17 protein-coding genes are annotated in these 19,789 nt (G+C 69.9%); 8 read left to right on the top strand and 9 right to left on the bottom strand.

What is annotated here, in order from left to right:
* Positions 1-58: 58 nt before the first annotated feature.
* The 3 genes from OG787_RS31385 to OG787_RS31375 all read right to left on the bottom strand — a co-directional run bounded on the left by OG787_RS31385 (position 59) and on the right by OG787_RS31375 (position 2,799).
* Positions 59-682, bottom strand: coding sequence for a hypothetical protein (locus tag OG787_RS31385; protein WP_369036027.1), 624 nt, complete (start codon positions 680-682; stop codon positions 59-61).
* A 315-nt stretch (positions 683-997) separates the two neighbouring features.
* Positions 998-2,008, bottom strand: a complete 1,011-nt coding sequence (locus OG787_RS31380) for a glycosyltransferase (RefSeq protein WP_369036028.1) — start codon at positions 2,006-2,008, stop codon at positions 998-1,000.
* Between the two features lie 8 nt (positions 2,009-2,016).
* Positions 2,017-2,799, bottom strand: a complete 783-nt coding sequence (locus tag OG787_RS31375) for a hypothetical protein (RefSeq protein ID WP_405537344.1) — start codon at positions 2,797-2,799, stop codon at positions 2,017-2,019.
* A gap of 297 nt (positions 2,800-3,096) precedes the next feature.
* Here OG787_RS31375 and OG787_RS31370 point away from each other — a divergent pair, with 297 nt between their 5' ends.
* Positions 3,097-3,486 (top strand): nuclear transport factor 2 family protein, encoded by a 390-nt coding sequence (locus OG787_RS31370; RefSeq protein ID WP_405537343.1) that lies wholly within the window; start codon positions 3,097-3,099, stop codon positions 3,484-3,486.
* A 44-nt stretch (positions 3,487-3,530) separates the two neighbouring features.
* On the opposite strand, the gene OG787_RS31365 is transcribed toward OG787_RS31370, so the two are convergent.
* The gene (locus OG787_RS31365) at positions 3,531-4,202 is read right to left on the bottom strand and encodes a TetR family transcriptional regulator (RefSeq protein ID WP_369036031.1); all 672 of its coding nucleotides are present in this window, start codon (positions 4,200-4,202) and stop codon (positions 3,531-3,533) included.
* 166 nt (positions 4,203-4,368) lie between these two features.
* Between OG787_RS31365 and OG787_RS31360 the strand changes: the two genes are divergently transcribed.
* Positions 4,369-5,205, top strand: a complete 837-nt coding sequence (locus OG787_RS31360) for an oxidoreductase (RefSeq protein ID WP_405537342.1) — start codon at positions 4,369-4,371, stop codon at positions 5,203-5,205.
* 37 nt (positions 5,206-5,242) lie between these two features.
* The gene (locus OG787_RS31355) at positions 5,243-6,268 is read left to right on the top strand and encodes a hypothetical protein (RefSeq protein WP_405537341.1); all 1,026 of its coding nucleotides are present in this window, start codon (positions 5,243-5,245) and stop codon (positions 6,266-6,268) included.
* 88 nt (positions 6,269-6,356) lie between these two features.
* Here the strand turns inward: OG787_RS31355 and OG787_RS31350 are convergent, their stop codons facing one another.
* A complete protein-coding gene (locus tag OG787_RS31350; RefSeq protein ID WP_405537340.1) occupies positions 6,357-7,784 on the bottom strand; it encodes an alkaline phosphatase family protein in 1,428 nt (475 codons plus the stop codon).
* 261 nt (positions 7,785-8,045) lie between these two features.
* Between OG787_RS31350 and OG787_RS31345 the strand changes: the two genes are divergently transcribed.
* The 3 genes from OG787_RS31345 to OG787_RS31335 all read left to right on the top strand — a co-directional run bounded on the left by OG787_RS31345 (position 8,046) and on the right by OG787_RS31335 (position 12,978).
* Positions 8,046-8,981: a GNAT family N-acetyltransferase gene (locus tag OG787_RS31345; protein WP_369036040.1), complete on the top strand. Its 936-nt coding sequence runs from the start codon at positions 8,046-8,048 to the stop codon at positions 8,979-8,981.
* A gap of 31 nt (positions 8,982-9,012) precedes the next feature.
* Positions 9,013-9,813: a sugar phosphate isomerase/epimerase family protein gene (locus tag OG787_RS31340; protein WP_369036035.1), complete on the top strand. Its 801-nt coding sequence runs from the start codon at positions 9,013-9,015 to the stop codon at positions 9,811-9,813.
* A gap of 405 nt (positions 9,814-10,218) precedes the next feature.
* Positions 10,219-12,978 carry an AAA family ATPase gene (locus OG787_RS31335; RefSeq protein ID WP_405537338.1) on the top strand — a complete coding sequence of 920 codons (2,760 nt, stop codon included), beginning with the start codon at positions 10,219-10,221 and terminating at the stop codon, positions 12,976-12,978.
* A gap of 22 nt (positions 12,979-13,000) precedes the next feature.
* Here the strand turns inward: OG787_RS31335 and OG787_RS31330 are convergent, their stop codons facing one another.
* From OG787_RS31330 to OG787_RS31315, 4 genes are all read right to left on the bottom strand, one after another.
* A complete protein-coding gene (locus OG787_RS31330) occupies positions 13,001-13,402 on the bottom strand; it encodes a hypothetical protein (RefSeq protein ID WP_369035948.1) in 402 nt (133 codons plus the stop codon).
* 151 nt (positions 13,403-13,553) lie between these two features.
* Positions 13,554-14,804: a 3-phosphoshikimate 1-carboxyvinyltransferase gene (aroA, locus tag OG787_RS31325; protein ID WP_405537336.1), complete on the bottom strand. Its 1,251-nt coding sequence runs from the start codon at positions 14,802-14,804 to the stop codon at positions 13,554-13,556.
* 27 nt (positions 14,805-14,831) lie between these two features.
* Positions 14,832-15,284, bottom strand: coding sequence for a VOC family protein (locus tag OG787_RS31320; RefSeq protein WP_405537334.1), 453 nt, complete (start codon positions 15,282-15,284; stop codon positions 14,832-14,834).
* A 78-nt stretch (positions 15,285-15,362) separates the two neighbouring features.
* Positions 15,363-16,286: a peptidoglycan-binding protein gene (locus OG787_RS31315; RefSeq protein ID WP_369035951.1), complete on the bottom strand. Its 924-nt coding sequence runs from the start codon at positions 16,284-16,286 to the stop codon at positions 15,363-15,365.
* A gap of 513 nt (positions 16,287-16,799) precedes the next feature.
* On the opposite strand from OG787_RS31315, the gene OG787_RS31310 reads away from it, so the two are divergent.
* Together OG787_RS31310 and OG787_RS31305 are read left to right on the top strand one after the other, a co-directional pair.
* A complete protein-coding gene (locus OG787_RS31310; protein ID WP_405537332.1) occupies positions 16,800-18,602 on the top strand; it encodes a glycoside hydrolase family 3 protein in 1,803 nt (600 codons plus the stop codon).
* A gap of 355 nt (positions 18,603-18,957) precedes the next feature.
* Positions 18,958-19,653 carry a hypothetical protein gene (locus OG787_RS31305; protein ID WP_405537330.1) on the top strand — a complete coding sequence of 232 codons (696 nt, stop codon included), beginning with the start codon at positions 18,958-18,960 and terminating at the stop codon, positions 19,651-19,653.
* Positions 19,654-19,789 lie beyond the last annotated feature (136 nt).

Below are 19,789 nucleotides of genomic sequence, written 5' to 3'. Positions count from 1 at the left end.
TGTGATGAGCCACTCAAGGGAGCCTGCGGTGCCGCTTCGCGCCATCACGAGCTTTTGGTCAGTCGAAGGCCACGACAAGTCGAACGGCGTCCTCACCGAAGCGATCCGCCAGAGCCTTCATCACGGCAAACACATGCGGCCAATGAGACCTGGGCCCCAGGATGGAACCGGCTGTCAACGACTCGTACCGGCAGAGCAGGTCTCCGCTGATCCACTCGCCATGGTGGTCGCTTCGTTCGAGTTGCTCTGGTCGTGGACCCACCGTGGCAATCAGCTCGGGGGGCCATTCAGCCGGGACGAGTTGCTGATGGAGAATTGAGGGCATGGCCAGGGACGACCATGCGAGCCGGCCAACGTAGTGCTCTGGAGCAATTGCGGGATCCAGACTCGCGATCTCGGCCCACATGACCCAGGTGGCATCTGACATGTGGCCCTCTGCGACCCAGGGTTGGAGTCGCTCGCGCAGTCCGCTCGACAAGTCGTCGGGCAGGCCACGTTCCGCGGCCAGGGGCCGGTAACCCGCGTAGTTGCGCACCCCGAAAAGGCATCCGAAGGCCGCATAGTCGGTCTGGTCGTACAGGGGCCAAAGATCCATTGCACAGACCCAGGGCTCGTCCTCGTAGTAGTCCGTACCGACGCCGGGATGGCGGAACTCGATAGCGCCGTGGATATCCGTACTCACGGTGCTTGACGCTACAACCCCTCGGAGTCAGGGGCTTCTGCATTAAGGGATCACGCTTGCCGACCGAGCGGGATGGTGAACTGGGCCCCGGAGCCGAGGCCGGCCAACTCCGCGAGACAGCCTCGCCGACCGCCCACGAGTTGGAACCGGCCTGGCCGCTACCCGCCCTCTGACGCTGTTTCCCTGGCCGGCCTTTCGGCGCTCGGCCGGACTTCGCGACCTCTCGGCCTCTCGGCCTCTCGGCCTCTCGGCCTCAGGGTCGGTGCCCTGGCCGAGGAAACCGGAGCAGCCTCGTACGGCCGCCCGTTCACAAAGCTACGCGGCCAGTTCGTCGAGCACGGTGGCCGCTCGCTGGGCGCCGTCACCGGGTGACCACCGGCTCCACCCGGCACCTCCCACGGCAATTGCTCGATCCAGCAGGCTCGGCCACTCCTCCGGCTGCGGCCACGTTGTGGCGACAACTCCGATTCCGCTGTCGTGAAGCGCGGTAGCGGTGGCGTGCTGCTCGTCGTGGGGGCGATTCTGCGGGACCACGATGGCTGGACGCCGGGCGGCGGCGACTTCTGCGATCGCGTTCTGGCCGGCGTGGGTAACGACGATGTCGGCTGCGCCGAGGCGCGACCAGACATCGTCCACCCAGCCATGCCAGACAAGGTTTGGCAGACCGGCGCCGGTGACAGACGGGCCGAGGACGTCCCACTGCCAGTCGGGGTTGGCCTTGGCGGCACGGCGAATGTCATCGATCCCGATGTCCAAACCTCCGGAACCCCACATCACCACGATCCGGCGACCGCTCTCCGTCCGCACAGCAGCCCTGTCGTCGAAGCGGGAGAAGGCGCCCAGATGGACGGTCTTCTCCTGCCACCTCTTGGGCCAGTTCGATGCGACGAACTCGGGCCACGGGGCGAGCAGTCGCTCGGCCATGTCGTAAGCCACTCGATGCGGCCTGTCACTTCGATCGCCGGGTTGGCCCACCACGATGACGGGAATTCCGTACAACCGAGCAAACATGGAAACCTCTACCGAGACGTCGACGACCATGAGCCGAATTTCGCCACGGGCAAGGTGGTCGCCCAAAATCCCCATCCGGGTTCGAAGACCCTCATGCCGCCGTGGAGCCCAGTGCAACGTGCCACCTGCGGTGACGTCGGACAGCAACTGATCCGGGACGGCGGCGTCGTCGGGAAGGGCGATCCACGGGCCCGCCCAGTCCACCGGCGGGGGGCTGGTCGAGAACGCGGCCACGGTGGTCTCGGTTCTTGCGGCGATCGCGGCAGCGCGATTCACATGCCCGGAACCGAGGTGGTGAACGTAGTAGCCGATCACATCAATTCTCAACCATTGTCGAGTTCCAGATCGTCACGTGTGACTGGGGTGTCCAGACCGGTTACATCGATCTCTTGGGCGAGCAGATCCTGTGGTGAATCCTCTCGCCAGATCACAAACATGACCAATGTAGCAACGGTCACAAGAGTAGAGATGACTCCGATGGTCAACTGCAGGGCGTCCGCCTCGATCATGCTCCAGCCAATCATGGTGGCCACCACCGAGCTACCCATGAATACTGACCGTATGCCCCAGTAACCGAACATGCCGAACCTCAGTGGGTTCCTGCGGACAAACCTCTCCCACCCCAACACGCCGTCGCCCCAGCGTGGTTCGAAATCCTGGGAGAGATATCTGGCGCATCGGTGGATGGCGAGCGCATGGTTGAGCCAGGCTATGCCCAGTATGAGCGCCAGTACCGGGTAGACGAAGGCGAGACTGGCGTTGTTGACCTGGACCGCGACGCCGAGCACGGCACCCACTGAGATCACCGTGAGGGAGACCAACTGCGCTTGCAGCTCGATGAGTTTGACGATTTCAGAACGTAGACTCACGTATTCTGCCGCGACCAGTGCGTTTTCACCGAGGTCGCTGGTGTCCGTTGTCCGCTCGGATTCAGCCACCCGGCAACTGTAGCGGCGCTGCACGAATCGCTCTAGTGTGTCTCGACCGATTCCCCAACTGAGCTGGTCGGCCGGCATGCACTTGCCGCAGGGAGTCACCAGCCGTGCGTGTTCGTAGAGTTCCCGCGCCGCCGAATTACCCCTGTGCGGACGGATCAGCTTGAACATGTTCCGTAGTCGCTGATCCACGCGCCCTGGCCGAACGAACGGATAGTCGTCCAGGGCGAGATTCCATGTGGCGCATGCTGCTTCCAGGTGGCCGACGGAGAGTTGGCGTTCGGCGAGAAGTCCGCGGCGGTGGACGCGCGTACGCCGGCAAACGACGTGCCGCAAGCCGCGCCCGGCCTTGCCCTGGTTCTCCCCTCCAGTGCGGGCCCCGCCCCTGACCTGCGCACCACCCCCAACCCGAGGAGAATGGTCCCCGTCAGTCGGACATCGCCCACACGCCGAAAGGTGGCGATCACCATGACTGAGCACCCGCACGCAGCCCTCGTGCGCAAGGGGTACGACGCCTTCTCGCGCGGGGACATGGACACCATGCGGACCCTGCTGGCGGAGGACGCCGCTCAGCATGTCCCTGGCAGTCACCCGCTCTCCGGGGACTTCAAGGGGCAGGACGCGATCATCGGCCTGTACCGTCGGCTCGCCGAGGAGACGGACGGCACCCTGCGCGCCATACTGCTGAACGTCCTTGTCGACGGGCGCGGGCACGCGGTCTCCGTGCACCGGTTCACCGCCGAGCGCCAGGGCAGGCGGATCGACGAGATCGCCTCCATCGTCTTCCGGGTCGTCGGGGACAGGATCACCGACCTCGACGAGTGCCTTGAGGACATCGACCGCAGCAACGAGTTCTGAGCCTGAGGCCCGTCTTCCGAACCCTCCGGGCCACCGGGGGGCAGTCATCTACGGGCCAGCAGGCCCGTGAGCAGTACGTACAACGCCTGATGCAAGGCGTCCGCGAAAGTCGAGTCCATGAACGCGAAGCTCGGGTCGGCGTCGTAGACCGCGCGTACCGCGGGCGCGGGGTGGGTGTGGGTCCACAGGCCGCTGATCAGGACGATGATCAGGTTGGCGCCCTGCTCGGAACGCGGTCGGTCCAACTCGGGGAAGAGGTCACGAAGCAACCCGGCCAGGCCCAGCAGGCTGTCGCGGGCGCCCTCCTTGTATCGGGTCGCGACCTCGACGGAGATGTTGTGCTCCAGTACGCCGGCCTGCGCGCTGAGCAGTTCGCACAGCATCGGCCGGGCGGCGAAGGACGCGGCCAGCCCGGATGCCACCGCTTCGGTCCTCACGTCCAGAGGGTCGCGCTCGTCGACCAGTGAGCGGAGTTGTCCGCCCGATTCCGTCAGGAAGTCGCGGGCGCTCTGGTCGAGCAGGTCGAGCAGCACGGCTTCGCGCGATTCGAAGTAGCGCAGCACGTTGGACTTGGCGAGCCCTACACGGCGGCTCAGCTCATTGAGGCTCATCGCGGAGACCGGCATCTCGACGAGCATCGCCGCGGCGGTCTGGAGGATCGTCTGCCTGCGCGCCAGGCGCTGTTCCTCACTCCTCGCCCGCTGGAACGTGGTCATGCCCGGAGTCTACAGACTGGCAGTCTCTTGCAGCCCCTTGCAGTCCTCAAATTTCAGACCGCCGGTCTCTTGTTTTTAGACCGACGGTCTCTTATGTTTGTGGCAACGCGAAGCCCACCCGGCCGACGGCCCGCACAGCGGGCCTGCCACGAACAAGGGAACTCTCATGTCGAACAAAGTCGCACTGGTCACCGGCGCCTCCTCCGGTATCGGTGAAGCCACCGCACTCCGGCTGCGGAAGGCCGGGTTCGTCGTCTACGGCGCCGCGCGGCGCGTCGACCGGATGGGCGCCCTCGCCGCCGCCGGCGTACGCACCCTGGCCCTGGACGTCACCGACGACGCCTCGGCGAAGGCCGCGATCGACAGGATCATCGAGGACGAGGGGCGTATCGACGTCCTGGTCAACAACGCCGGCTACGGCTCCTACGGCGCCCTGGAGGACGTACCCCTGGACGAGGCGCGGGCCCAGATCGACGTCAACCTCTTCGGTCTGGCCCACCTCACCCAGCTCGTGCTGCCCCACATGCGCACCCGGCGCAGCGGCACGATCGTCAACATCAGCTCCATGGGCGGGCGCTTCGCCACGCCGTTGGGGGTCTGGTACCACGCCAGCAAGTTCGCCGTGGAAGGGCTCAGCGACGCGCTCCGGCTCGAACTGAAGCGGTTCGGCGTCGACGTCGTCCTCGTCGAGCCCGGCTCGATCCACACCGAGTGGGGCGCCATCGCGGCCGACAAGCTGCGCGTCACCTCCGGTCACGGGCCGTACGCCGAACAGGCCGAGGCCATGGCCAAGTCCCTGGAGAGCAGCTCCCGGGACGGGGCCCGGATGACCTCTCCCCCTTCCGTGATCGCGGACGCGGTGGTCAAGGCCGCCACGAGCCGCCGTCCGCACATCCGCTACCGCGTCGGCTTCGGCGCCCGCCCGCTGATCCTGCTCAGCCGGCTGCTGCCCGCCCGCGCCTTCGACGCCCTCATCAAGCGCGGCTCCGGCGTACCGGCCTGACCCTCGACCCACACCAACCGCAAGGAAAGGAACCCTGGTGTCCAGTCCCGTCGAGCCCCGCCCCCAAGCCCTGTTCGTCCTGTCCTCCGCACGGACCCTGCCGCTGAGCAGGCCGGCCGGTCACCCAGGCCTCCCCACCGGCTTCTTCCTGGTCGAACTCGCCGCGGTCATGGCGGAGTTCGAGAACGACTACGACTTCGTCCTCGCCACTCCCGACGGCAACCCGCCCCAGCTCGACATCAACGGCCTCGCCCTCAACTTCCACGCGGCCGGCAGCCTGGGCAGTGCCACCGCTCGTACGACCATCCAGAGCGCGGCGAAGCACGCCGACCCCGAGACGCTGCGCGCCAAGAACCCCGCCCTGCTGGAACGACGTAACGCCGAACTGGCCCTCGCCCGGCGGCATCTCGGACGTATCCCGGTCTCCGAGGCCCTGCCCAGGACCGACCGTGAGGCCGCCTCCATCAGGGACGAGGTCGCCGCGGACTTCGCATCCCTGCCGGAGCGCAAGTACCACTCGATCCCCGAACTGATCCGCCGGCACCGCGACTCGGGCGACGACTTCTCCCTCGACGACCTCGCGTTCGTCCACATGCCCGGCGGACACGCGCCGATGGTCGACTTCCACGACAACCCGTGGATGGGCGAGCTGCTGGGCACCCTCCGGGAGAGTGCCGTGCCGGTCTCCCTCATCTGCCACGCGCCCGTCGCGCTGACCTCCGCCCGCTACCGCGTCGACGACGAAGGCGCCGTCACCACCGACGAACAGCACCTGTACAAGGGCGCACGCGTCACCACGGTCCCCCGCCACGGCGAGCGGATGATGCTGGAGGTGCAGTACCCCAAGGTGCCCGGCGAAGCCACCCGTCTGCCCTACTACGTCGATGTCGCCCTGGACGCGGCCGGGTACGACGTCGGCCTCACCCTGAACCCCGCCGCCGCCAAGGTCGTCTGGGACGACGCGCACACTCTGCTGACCGGCAACGGACCCCAGGCCGTCGACGCCCAGACCGAACACCTCGTCCGGATCACCACGGCCCGGCGAACCCGCACGGCCACGTGACTCCGCCGGACCGCCTTCGGCCCCACTCTCGCCGAAGTGGGACAGGGCGCCCCGACGACGACTCGGACGCCCCGCCCATCACCTCACCTCACACGTGCGGCCGCCTCCCCCGCTCCTGCCTCGGGAACGACTGCGCGGCCCCGGGAAGCGTCGGCTTCGGCAACGTTGCCACCTCCTCCTTCGCCCGTTCCAGCTGCTCCGCCGTGTCGTGCGGCAGGCGTGGCGGGCGGGGGCGGGAGTCGCGGAAGCGGAAGGCGGAGGTGAAGTCGCCGAAGGTCTCACGGCGCCAGTCGGTGATGTTCGGTTCCTCGACTCCCGTGAAGCGCTCCAGGAATTGGAGTGCCGAGGTGTGGTCGAAGGCTTCCGAGGCCACCCAACCGCCCACCGTCCAGGGCGAGATGATGATCGCCGGGACGCGGAAGCCGCCGCCGATCGGCAGGCCGCCGATGAACTCGTTCGCCGTGCCCTCCGGCGGGGTCGGCGGGGCCACGTGGTCGAACAGGCCGTCGTTCTCGTCGTAGTTGAGGATGAAGGCCGTCTTCCTCCACACCTTGGGGTTCGACGCTATCGCCTCGATCTTCGATGCCACGAAGTCCGCGCCCGCCGCCGGAAGGTAGTCCGGGTGCTCCGACTGGAAGCTCGTCGGCATGATCCAACTCACCGTCGGGAGACGGTCGTTGCGGGCGTCGTCCTCGAACGTGCCCTCCGGCTGCGGACGTACGCCCCGCTCATACAGCTCCGATCCGGGCGCCGCCTGCTTGAACGTCGCGAACTGCTCCAGCATGTTGCAGCCGTAGTCGTCGTCCTGCTGGTACACCTTCCAGCTGACGCCCGCCGCCTGGAGGCGCTCGGCGTACGTCGTCCAGCGGTACGGGGTCGGTGCCACGTTGCTGGTGATCGGGCCGCCCTGCTTGCCGCCGGGGTCGATCGTCCCCGTCATCCACATCAGGCGGTTCGGCCAGGTCGGGCCGAACACCGAGCAGTAGTAGTTGTCGCAGATCGTGAACGTCTCGGCGAGCGCGAACTGGAACGGGATGTCGTCGCGCGTGTAATAGCCCATCGCATAGGGGCCGTTGACGCCGTCCGCCTTGCGGTGGGCCGGCAGCCACTGGTCCATCTTCCCGCCGTTCCACGCCTCGTGCTGCACCGACCAGGCGTGGCTCGTGGACGGGATCGCCTGCGCGCTCGACGTGTGGGTGTCGAGGTGGAAGGGGAGGAGGTACCCCTTCGGGTTCACGGCGTCCGGCTGGTAGAAGACCGGGCGGCCGTCGGGCAGCTTCGGCGCGTGCGGGTCCGCGAAGCCCCGTACGCCCGACAGGGTGCCGAAGTAGTGGTCGAAGGACCTGTTCTCCTGCATGAGCATCACCACGTGCTCGATGTCGTCGAGCGAGCCGTGCCGCGGCGGTCCGGCCGCGACGGCCTGCTGGACGCTGGGCGGGAGGAGGGAGAGGGCCGCGGCGCCACCGAGGGTGCCGGCGGCGGAGCCAAGGAGTCTACGACGGGTCAACTCGGCCATGATTGCCCCTTCTTGAGCCTGGTAGGCCTAGCTTTCGGCTTCACTCTTCGCCGCGGGCGGCGAGGGGCGTCAGGGGCGGCGGATGAACAAGTGAGCAACGAGTGGCATGGGGTTGGCCAAGCCATGGGATGCCGGAGAAGGGCATTGCCGCTCCGTTGCCGGGCCTTGAGGAACACATCGCCCGCGCTCTACCCTCGAAGCGGCAACATCTCTGACTGAGTCAGATATCGGATATCGATCATTCCGTCGGTGAGGTGGCTCGTGACCGTCCAGGACATCCGTTCCTTCAACCGCTTCTACACGAACGTGATCGGCGCGCTCGACTACAGCAGCAGCCTCTACGCCCCCTACACCCTCACCGAGGCCCGCGTCCTCTACGAACTCGCGCACTCCCCCCGTACCGACGCCGCCGATCTCCGTGCCGAACTCACCCTGGACGCCGGGTACTTGAGCCGGATCCTCAACAAGTTCGAGGAGAACGGGCTGATCGAGCGGGCGCCCTCCGACCGTGACCCCCGGCGGCGGCGCGTCACGCTCACCAGCCGGGGCCGCGAGACCGCCGACCTGCTGAACGAGCGCTCCACGGAGGCCATCGCCTCCCTCCTCGCCACCGTGCCCGCCGCCGACCGGCCCCGGCTCGCGGAGGCACTGCACACGGTCCGCTCGCTCCTCTCCGACGGCCGGCCGCCGCGCCGCGAGGACGTCCTGCTGCGCGATCCCGCCCCCGGCGACCTGGGCTGGATCGTGCAGCGCAACGCGGCGCTGTACGCGTCCGAGTACGGCTTCAACACCGACTACGAGGGGCTGGTCGCCCGGATCGTCGCCGACTTCGCCGAGGACCACGACCCGCATCTGGAGCGGGTGTGGATCGCCGAGCTGGACGGGCGGCCGGTCGGGTGCGTGATGTGCGTACGGGACGAGGCGCCCGGGACCGCCCGGCTGCGGCTGCTGCTCGTCGAGCCGGACGCGCGCGGCCTGCGTATCGGCGACCGGCTCGTCGCGGCCGTCGTCGGCTTCGCCCGCGAGGTCGGCTACCGCGACGTCGTCCTGTGGACCAACGACGTACTCACCGCCGCCCGCCACATCTACCAGCGCCACGGCTTCGTCCTCACCACCGAGAAGCCCCACCGTTCCTTCGGCAAGGATCTGCTGGGGCAGGACTGGCGCCTCGACCTGCACGGCGCGACGGACCGGTGAAGTGGCGGAGCGACGGGTAGGGTCCGTGGACATGAAACTGGCGTTCTCCACCCTCGGCGTCCCCGGTCTCCCCCTCCCCGATGTCCTCCGTCTCGCGACCGCCCACGGCTACCACGGCGTCGAGCTGCGCACGCACCCCGAAGAGCCCGTCCACCTCGGTCTCACCCTGGCCGAACGGGCCGATGTGGCCGCCGAGTTCAAGGCGTCCGGCGTCGAGATCCTCGGTCTCGCCGGGTACGTCCGGGTCGCGGCCCCCGGTGCCGACGAGCCCGTGCTCGCCGACCTCCGCGCGCTCCTCGAACTGGCCCGTGACCTCGGTGCCCCCTTCGTCCGGGTGTTCCCGGGCGGCGGTACGGAGCAGAGCCCCGAGGAGGCCGACGCGGCGGCGGCCCGCAGGCTCGGTACGGCCGCCGAGTACGCGGCCGACCTCGGCGTACGCATCCTCCTGGAGACCCACGACTCGCATCGCACGGGCGCCGCCGCGATCCGCGTCCTGGGGCCGGTCGGGCACCGGCAGGTGGGGGCGCTCTGGGACGTCATGCACACCTGGCTCGGCGGCGAGCAGCCCTCGGAGAGCTACGCGGCGCTCGCCCCGCACCTCGGATACGTCCAGGTCAAGGACATCGCCTCGGCCGAGGACACCACCCCGCTGGCCCTGGGCGCCGGTGTCCTGCCGCTCTCCGAGTGCGTCGAGGTTCTCTCCCGGCACGGGTGGGACGGGTGGCTGTGCTGGGAGTACGAGAAGCGGTGGTACGAGGCCGCCGCGCCCCTGGAGGGGCTGCTGGGCGCCGGCCACGATCACCTCGCCCGGCTGCTCAACGAGTCGGCCTGAGCTGCCTGGTCCACCTCGGTCGGGACCTTTTTCGCCCCCGCCGCCCCTACCCGTCCCATCCTCGGGGGCTCCGCCCCCGAACCCCCGCTCCTCAAACGCCGGAGAGGCTAGGTATTTCAGCCCGTCCGGCGTTTGAGGACAAAGGGGGGTCTGGGGGCGCAGCCCCCAGGGATGGGACGGGTAGGGGCGGCGGGGGCGAAGGAAAATCCGGTACTGGAGGCGTGCCGGAGCAACTGGGCTTGTGGGACGTGGAGTTGGCCGGCCTCCGTGTGGGGTACGTCTGCTGGCCGACCGTGTTCTCCATGTCCGTAGCGCCCCGGATTGGTCCAGGTGGGCCCTTGAGCGGTGGTGTCCCGTACGCGAGGGTGGCAGGGGCGGCGGCGGGAGCTTGGGGGAGTGACCGGTATGGGGGAACTGGGGGATCAGGGCGGTCCGTTCGTCGGGCGGGGCCGTCATCTCTCGGCTCTGGACGGGCAGTTGGCGCACGTTGTCGCCGGGGCGTCCCGGATCGTGCTGGTCGACGGGCCCGCCGGGATCGGGAAGACCGCGCTGATCAGGCACTTCGTCGCCGCGCACCCGGACGCCGAGGTGCTGAGGGCGTGCGGGGAGGAGAACGAGACCGGGCTTCCGCTCGGGCTGCTCGACCAGCTCCTCTCCCCCGCCGAGCATGACGAGCAGGCCCTTCCCCGGCCCCCGGCGGCCGACGCGCCGACCGCCGGCGCCCGGCTGCTCGACGTACTCGGTGAACTCCAGACCCGTACCGCCGGGCCGTTGATCCTCGTCGTGGACGACGCGCACTGGGCGGACTCCTCGTCCCTCCAGGCGCTGACCTTCGCCCTGCGCCGACTGCGCGCCGACCGGGTGCTCACGGTCGTCGTCGTACGGGAGGCCGATGATCCGGCGCTGCCCGAGGGGTTGCGGCGGCTGCTCACCGGTGAGGGGACGTTGCGGGTGTCGTTGAGCGGGTTGAGTGCGGGTGAGGTCGGTGAGCTTGCCGCCGCCCGCGGCGGGTCGCTGCCGCCTACCGCTGTCGTACGGCTGCTCGACCACACCGACGGCAACCCGCTGCACGTCAAGGCGCTGCTCGAACAGGTACCGCCCGCCCGCCTGATGTCCACGGCGTTCCCGCTGCCCGCGCCGCTCGGGTACGCGCGGCTGATCGAACAGCGGCTGGCGGACTGCACCGCCGAGGCGCAGGCCCTGACCGCCGCCGCGAGCGTGCTCGGCATGTCCTGCCCGCTGCACAGCGCCGCCCGGCTCGCGGAGCTGAAGGATCCGCTGCCCGCGCTGGACGAGGCGGTCGGCGCCGGGCTGCTCGACGAGACACCGGAGCCGGGCGGCCCTCGCGTGTCCTTCCCCCATCCCATGCTGCGCGCCACCGTCTACCGAACGCTCGGGCCCGTACGGCGGCACGCGCTGCACCAGGCCGCCGCCGGGCAGTCGGACTCGGCGTACGGCCGCCTCCAGCACCTCGTGCACGCCGCGCAGGGCCCGGACGACACACTGGCCGGACAGCTCGCCGACGCCGCCCGCACCGAGGCCGCCGCCCGGCGCTGGGGCAGCGCCGCCCCGCTGCTGCGCGACGCCGCCCGGCTGGCCCGTACGGAGCGGGACCGTGAGCGGTACGGCGTCGAGGCGGTCGAGGCGCTGCTGTGGGAGGGGCGGCGCGACGAGGCGCAGGCGGTGTTCGACGAGCTGCCGGGGGACGGCCGCTCGGCCGCGCATCGGTACGCGCGGGCCCTGATACTGCCGTTCGGCGGCGACCTCGGCCATATCGAACCCCTGCTGCGCGAGGCCTGGAACTGCTGCGACCGCACGGCGGACCCGGAGCTGGCCTCGTACATCGCCGGCCAGCTCAGCGTCATGGCGCTGTCCCTCAGCCACGGCCGGCAGGCCGCCGAATGGGCCGAACAGGCCATGCGGCTGTCCGGCCGGCGCACCTCCAGCACCATGCTGCGCTTCGCCCGGATGACCGGCTACGGCCTCAGCGGTGACATCGGGCGCGGACTCGCCGTGGCCGCGCGGCTGCCGGACGCCTCGCTCGTCACCACGGCCGATGTGGATCTGCTCTGCGGACGCGGCCTGTTGAGGATGTGGTCCGGCGAACTGGCGGACGCCGAACGGGACTTGCGGGAAGCCCTGTTCATCTGCCGGGACGGGCCGATGATGCTGCGCATCGTCGCGATGTTCCAACTCGGCCTCACCCAGTACGCATTGGGTGCCTGGGAGGAGGCCGCGCAGCGCCTGGAATCGGCCGCTTCCCTCAACGACGACACCGGCAACGAGCTGCACTCGGCGGTGCACGGGGCAGCCGGTTGGGTCGTCGCCGCCCTCGGGGACTACGAGCGCGCGGAGTGGCATCTGCGCCAAGTGCCCGACATACCGGTCACGTTGGGGACGGTCATGACCGAGTCCCGGCGTACCCGCGCCTTCCTCGCCCTCCTACGGGGGCAACCGGACGCCGCCGAGGCGGAGTTGCTGCCGCTTCTGGAGGCGGACGCCGCCGAGGGGCTCTGTGAGCCGATGACCGGGCCGTGGCGCGATCTGCTGGCCGAGGCGCTCATCGGGCTCGGGCGTCTCGACGAGGCGGACCACGCGCTGACCGCCTTCGAGGCGCTGGCCGCCGATCGTGGACACGCGGCCGCCCTGGCCGCCGGCTGCCGGATCCGGGGCGAGTTGCTGGCCGCCCGGCACGAACCCGGGGCCGCCGAGGGCATGTTCGCCACCGGACTCGCGCACGCCGCCCGGGTCACCGCGCCGTACGAACGGGCCCGGCTCCAGCTCGCGTCGGGCGAACTGCTGCGCCGGACCGGTCGCAGGGCCGCCGCAGCGCAGGCGCTCCAGGCCGCGTACGAGACCCTGACGGGACTCGGTGCGGTTCCCCTCCTGGAGCGCTGCGCCCGCGAACTCGCCGCCTGCGGAACGGCCCGCGCGGCAGGTGGTCCCCCGTCGCCACCCGACCGCGGCCCCGTGCTGACCTCGCAGGAACTGGCCGTCGCCCGGCTCGCCGCCTCCGGTCTCACCAACCGCCAAGTAGCCCGGGAACTGCTGCTCAGCGTGAAGACGGTCGAGTACCACCTGGGCCACGCCTACACGAAGCTCGGCATCTCCTCCCGGGTCGGGCTGGCCACGAGACTCCCGCCCGGCCCGGTCGGCACCGGATGACGCGTCGGCGCTGGATTACGCGTCAGCGCTGGATGAGGAAGCGCGGGCTGGTCGCGAAGCTCGCGTCCGGGTCCGTCAGGCCCATGTACACGGAGGCGTAGACCTCGCACTGGTGCCCCCGGTGCTTGGCCAGTTCGGCCGCGGCGATGCCGAAGACGAACTCGACCGACTGCTTGTCCCAGGGGGCCTTGCTCAGCAGCCCGCTGACCACGTTGGCCGTGGTCGTCGGAATGTTCGTGCCGTCGAAGAGGTCCTTGACGGTGATCTCGACCTCGTACGGCGCCCCGATCCGGAAGACGGCGTCGCCCGCCTCCGCTTCCACGGCGATCTCGGCGTTCTTGTCGGGGTCCAGGGTCGGGTCGGCGTTCGGGCTGGTCGTGTTCCGGGCGAACACCCGGACGATCTCGACGTCGTTCGGTCCCACAGCGATCATCTCCCTCGTTCGGGAGGCGTGTCGCCCGGCCCCCTGCCGGGCGCTCTCCGCATCCCTCGACAGGGACATTAGGGACAGCGCGGACCGCCGCGCCTCGGGGTACGCCTCAGGGAAGACCCCAGGGGCGACCCCGGGCACGGCCCTAGCGCGGCAGCCCGGTGCTCAGTTCCGCGAACGCCTCGTGGAACCCGGGGAACGTCTTCCGTACGCAGCCCGGGTCGTCGAAGGTGATGCCGGGGGCGCGCAGGCCGGTCACCGCGAAGGACATGACGATGCGGTGGTCGCCGTACGACTTGATGTCCGTGCCCTGCGCGGGAGCCGTACCGGGCGGACAGGGGTGGATCTCGATCCAGTCCGGCCCGGTCTCCACCCGTACCCCCAGCCGTCGGAGGTTCTCCGCGCAGGCCTCCAGGCGGTCGCACTCCTTCACGCGGGTGTTGGCCACGTCCTCGATGCGTACGGGGCCGGAGGCGAAGGGGGCGAGGGCCGCCAGGGTCGGCATGGTGTCCGAGATGTCCCGCATGTTGACCGTGAGGCCGCGCAGTTCGCCCGTGCCGGTGACCGTCGTACGGTCGGCGGTGGTCTCCACCCGTGCGCCCATCCGGCGCAGTACGTCGACGAAGCCCAGGTCGCCCTGGAGCGCGTCCGTGCCGAGGCCGGGGACCGTCACCTCGCCGCCGGTGAGGGCCGCCGCAGCGAAGAAGTAGCTGGCGGTGGAGGCGTCGGGCTCGACGGCGTAGGTGGTGGCCCGGTAGCCGCCGGGCGGGACCACGAAATCGGCGCCGTCCCTGTGCACCTCCACCCCGAACGCCCGCATCATCGCGATGGTGATCTCCACGTAGGGGGCCGAGACGAGGTCCGTGACGTGGATGCGCAGACCCTTACGGGTCAGGGGGCCCAGGAGCAGGAGCGCGGTGAGGTACTGGGACGACTCACCGGCGTCCAGGGTGACGTCCCCGCCCTCGACGCCCGCCGCCGCGACGGTCAGCGGGTGATGCCCCTCCGCCTCCTCGTGCCGCAGGTCCACGCCCAGGTCGCGCAGGGCGCGGGTCAGGGGGGCCAGGGGGCGGCGGCGCATCTGGGGGGAGGCGTCGAAGCGGTACGTGCCGTGGCCGGCGGCGACGAGGGTCGGCAGGAAACGGGAGGTCGTGGCGCCGTCACGGCAGTAGACGTCCGCCTCCGTGACCGCGGGGCCCTGCGGACGGCCGTCGATCTGCCAGGCACCGGGCGTCCGGCCGACCCGGTAGCCGAGGCCGACCAGCCCCTCGGCGAAGCCCTCCGAGTCGTCCGAGCGCAGGGGGCGTACGAGGGTGGTGACCCCGTCGGCTGCGGCGGCGAGGAACAGGGCGCGGGCGGTGATGGACTTGGAACCGGGGATCTGTACGTCGGCCATGGCCCCTATGCTGGCCCGGCCTGTGCCTCACGCGCCGGAACGTCCGCGAAATGGACCATGAACGGTGAGCGCCACCAGCTCGACCTCGAACCCGTCGGTGTTCTCCAGATAGGCCGCGTACTGCTGCTCGCCGCCCGCGTGCGGGTGCTTGTCGGGGAACATCAGCGTCCAGCCATGGCGCACCGCCTGCGCCACGAGCGCGTCGACCGCCGTGTCGTCCCGGACGTGGAAGGCGAGGTGGTTCAGGCCGGGTGCACGGCGGTCGTGCCGGGTTCCGGTCAGCGCGGACGACTGTTCGAGGACGAGGTACGTGGGGCCGAGCCGCCAGCTCCGGCCGCGCTCCCAGCTCTGGAAGGGCGTATGGCCGAGCGCCGTCAGCAGCCACTCCCACTGGACCACCGCCCGGTCGATGTCCGGCACCCAGATCTCGATGTGGTGCAGCGTTCCATGGCCCGGCGGGGCAGCTCGCTCTTCCGGCATCACGCGGTCTTCCTGGAGGGGCTCCCCCGCCGCTCCACGTGCGGGAGAGCCCTGCCCCATCGGGCTACGAGAATCGTGTTACGAGAACAACAGGCGCCACGTCAGTGGCCCCGGGTAGCCGTCCGCGTCGCCGCGTAGTTCCTTGCGGGACTTCTGGAAGTCCCGGACGTTGAGGCGGTCGGCCTCGCCCCAGCTGCGGCTCGGGCCGACCTTGTAGTGGTCGCCGAAGCCTCGCTTGACGAGCTGCTTGCCGAGCTTGAGGACGTGGTCGTTCACGGCGCCCTCCTTGAAGTACTTGCGGCCCGGGTAGGCGGGCACCACGACCGGCTTGGGCACGGTCGGAGTCGGAGTCGGTGTGTCGTCGTCGACGTCCAGCTCGGCCTTGGCGTGCTTGACGATCGCGGAGAAGTCGATCCCGCCCGGGTCGCCGTGGTCGTTCTCCGGGACGTGCATGTGTCCGCAGACGCCCTTGAACGCCTTCCACTCGGCGAAGGACAGCCGCTGGCCGCCGCCGTCGGCGTACGAGGTCGGGTAGTCCGGCCATGCCTTCGGGCCGGACAGCGCCACGCCGTGCTCCTCGTGCATCCAGGCCAGGAACCGCGCGACCGACTTCAGCGCCCAGTCGGGGGCCTCGGGCCAGTAGATGTGCGCCTGGTCCGCCGTCGTCCACTTCTTGTGCGTCTTGGGGTCGCAGGTGCCGACCAGCTCCACCTGGGTGACGTTGAGCGTGTTGGTCTCGACACCGCCCCGCTTGTTGGCAAGGGCCCGGGACGAGGTCTCTATGTCGAAGTGCTGGTACCACTTCAGCTTCTTCGCGGCGAGGTCCGGCACCGCCGTCAGGTTCGGCGCGATCGATCCACCGCTGTACGTGGGCAGGCTGCGCCCCTCGGTGGTGTGCAGGACGACGACGTCGACCTGCATCGGGTCGCCCGGATAGTCGTCCTGGTACCAGTTCGCCCGGCTGGCGCCCGGGTATCTCTGAGGTCCTGTCTTCGTTGCCATCCCTTGTCTCCTGTGTCTCGGCTTCCCCCTGGCCGGTCCCCCGACAGGCGCTGCTGCAAGCGAGAGAGCATGCAGGGCGTTGGTGGGATCATCGCCCAACCGGCTTGGAATGGAAGAGGGTTGACGCGATTCCCGCGTGTCGGTCCGGTTACGGATTGCCCCGCGTGGGTATCGCACCCGCCCCGCCGTCCACCCCCGTACCAACTTCCCGTTTTCGGCCGGATTCGGGAACCCACCCCGACCCACCCCCGTCCAACCGACACGACTGCCGGATGAGTCACCGTGGTGCGGTGTCGGCCTCGCTGCTGGCTGCGATCGCTGACCTACCCTCTCCAGCCGCCTGCGGCCGGCAGCGAGCCGTCACCGGCGCGCCCCCCTCCGATGCGCCGGTGACGGCCCCCTTCCGGGGAAAAGCGGCCATCTCCCGTTAGCGTGCGCACCCTTGACTGGAAGAAACTTCCCGGTTATTCGTAACTTCTCGGAAGTTTCCTTCACGAGGGAAGGAGCGCCCCCGTGCGCGACTCCGGCACCACCAGACGTGCTCTTCTCGCCGCGACCGCCGGCACCGGCGCCGCGCTCGCCCTCGGGGGTGAGGCACAGCCGTACGACAGTGACGCGCGGCTGCGGCGGATCGTCGCCGGGATGACCCTGGAGGAGAAGGTCGGTCAGCTGTTCGTCATGCGGGTGTACGGGCACTCCGCCACCGCACCCGACCAGGCCGACATCGACGCCAACCTCGCGGAGATCGGCGTCCGGACGGCGGCCGAGCTGATCGCCAGGTACCGGGTCGGCGGGATCATCTACTTCTCCTGGGCGCACAACACCCGCGATCCACATCAGATCGCCGATCTGAGCAACGGGATCCAGAAGGCCTCCCTCGGCCTTCCCCGTGGTTTGCCCGTGCTCATCTCCACCGACCAGGAGCACGGGATCGTCGCCCGCGTCGGAAAACCCGCCACCCTCCTCCCCGGCGCCATGGCCCTCGGCGCGAACGGCTCGCGCACCGACGCCCGTACGGCGGGCAGCATCAGCGGCGCCGAACTGCGTGCCCTCGGCATCCGCCAGGACTACGCGCCCGTCGCCGACGTGAACGTCAACCCGGCCAATCCAGTGATCGGCGTACGGTCGTTCGGCGCCGATCCGGCCGCCGTCGCGGGGCTGGTCGCCGCGCAGGTCACCGGCTATCAGCGGGCCTCCGTCGCCGCCACCGCCAAGCACTTCCCGGGACACGGGGACACCGCTGTCGACAGCCACTACGGCTTCCCCGTCATCGGGCACACACGGGAGGAATGGAACGCCATCGACGCTCCGCCGTTCCGCGCCGCCGTCCGCGCCGGCATCGACTCGATCATGACCGCGCACATCATGGTCCCGGCCCTCGACGGCTCCGGCGACCCCGCGACCCTCTCCCGGCCGATCCTCACCGGCATCCTGCGCGAGGAACTCGGCTACGACGGGGTCGTGGTGACGGACTCGCTGGGCATGCAGGGCGTACGGGAGAAGTACGGCGACGACCGGGTTCCGGTGCTGGCGCTCAAGGCCGGGGTCGATCAGCTCCTCAACCCGCCCTCCCTCGACATCGCCTGGAACGCCGTGCTGACGGCCGTACGGCAGGGGGAGTTGACCGAAGCGCGGCTCGACGCGTCGATCCTGCGCGTCCTGCGGCTCAAGAACCGGCTCGGGCTGCTGGAGCGGCCGTACGTCACCCATGCCGGCGTCGACCGGGCCGTCGGGGTCGCCGGCCACCTCACCGCCGCCGACCGGATCGCCGAGCGGACCACCACCCTCCTCGTCAACGAGCGGAAGCTGCTGCCCCTTTCGAGGAGCACGCAGAAGACCGTGCTCGTCGTCGGGGCCGATCCCGCCTCGCCGTCCGGTACGACCGGGCCGCCGACCACCGTCCTCGCGGGCGCTCTCACCGAGCTGGGCTTCACCGCGACCGCCCTCTCGACCGGCACCGCGCCCTCCGCCGCCGTCATCGCCCGGGCGGTCGCCGCCGCCGGGGAGGTGGACGCGGTGGTCGTCGGGACGTACAACGTCGGTGCCACGAGCAGTCAGCGGACGCTGGTCGCCCAACTCCTCACCACCGGGCGGCCGGTGGTGTGTGTCGCCGTCCGCAACCCCTACGACGTGGCCCAACTGCCCGACGTACCGGCCTACCTGGCCTCCTACTCCTGGACCGACGTCGAACTCCGGGCCGCCGCACGGGTGATCGCGGGCCGGGTCCGGCCGCGCGGCAAGCTGCCGGTGCCGGTGCTGGACGCGGAGGATCCGACGCGGGTGCTGTATCCGATCGGCCACGGGCTGTCGTACTGACGGTTGTCGGTGCACTGCGGCGCCGTCGTGGCTGGTCGCGCCCACGCGGCGGTAGCCGCAGATTCAATACAGCCCCGCGCCCCCAGGTAGGCGATCGGCACCGATCGCTTTTAAGGGGCGCGGGGAACTGCGCGACCAGCCCCCACCGGGCCCGCAGCCGACAACGCCCCCCTTCAGCCCGCTGCCGAACCGTAGTTGATCTCGCCGAACCCGCTCGGGAAAGAGAAGCAATGCGGCGTACACGTCGTACGTCGCACAACCGGCGCACCACCCCCAATAGGCGCAAATCCTCTGGACATCTGGCGTGGCCCGGGCGGCGAGGGCCACGCTGAGCGGGGGTACTCGGGGGGATGCGATGCGCAAGAGGCGTTCTGTGGGGTCCACGGAAGTGGTGCGCGTGCGGGTGTTCGCCTGCGCGTTGCTCGCCGTGGTCGCGCTGTTCATGGGGACGGGGTGCCAGCTGGCGTCGGACGGCGATTCGGCGGACGACCCCGCGGCGGGGACCTCCGGGGCCGCCGACGGAACGGCGGTCGACCAGCGGCCGGCGCCGCCCCGGCCCACCGGCTACGGCACCGTCTTCCTCTCCGTCGACGAGTGCAGTTCCTTCGGCACCACCAGCTTCACCGAGGTGCCCTGCACCAGCGAGCGGGCGGCGGCCCGGGTCGTGGCCCGGTACGACGGCAAGGTGAGCGCCGGTCCGGCGTGCCCGGCGACCACCGACTTCGTGCTGCACATCAGCGAACAGCGGCCCGCCGCCGACGAGGACGGCGACGGGGCCGTCCCGCAGGGCTACTCCTGCATGCGCAACCTCCAGGCCCCGCACCCCGGCGACCCGGGCGGCGGCGGAGGTCCGCGCACGATCGTCGGCGACTGCGTGTACAGCGCCGGGCAGGGGGAGGTACGTGAGACGGCGTGCGACGGGACGGGCGAGAAGAAGCCGGAGTACGAGGTGACCGAGGCGGTCGTCAAACGCGTCAACTGCCCTGCCTCCACGGCCCTTTACGTACAACTGGGCGGGGAACGGCCGGTGGGCTGCGCGAAAGCGGTGTGAGAGATTCCATTTTTTCGGGCAAGGTCGGACGAATGTCGGGCGAATAACGAGTCGCTCCCATTCACTGGAACAACTGTTGTGATGAATTCGTGAATCGGTAGGCTCCCCCTGTCATGGCGCGGACCCCTTCTTTTCG

Source organism: Streptomyces sp. NBC_00075 (assembly GCF_045041225.1).
Lineage (GTDB): Bacteria > Actinomycetota > Actinomycetes > Streptomycetales > Streptomycetaceae > Streptomyces > Streptomyces adonidis.
Note: the sequence above shows the minus strand (reverse complement) of the source record. Positions and strands in the feature narration are given on the sequence as shown.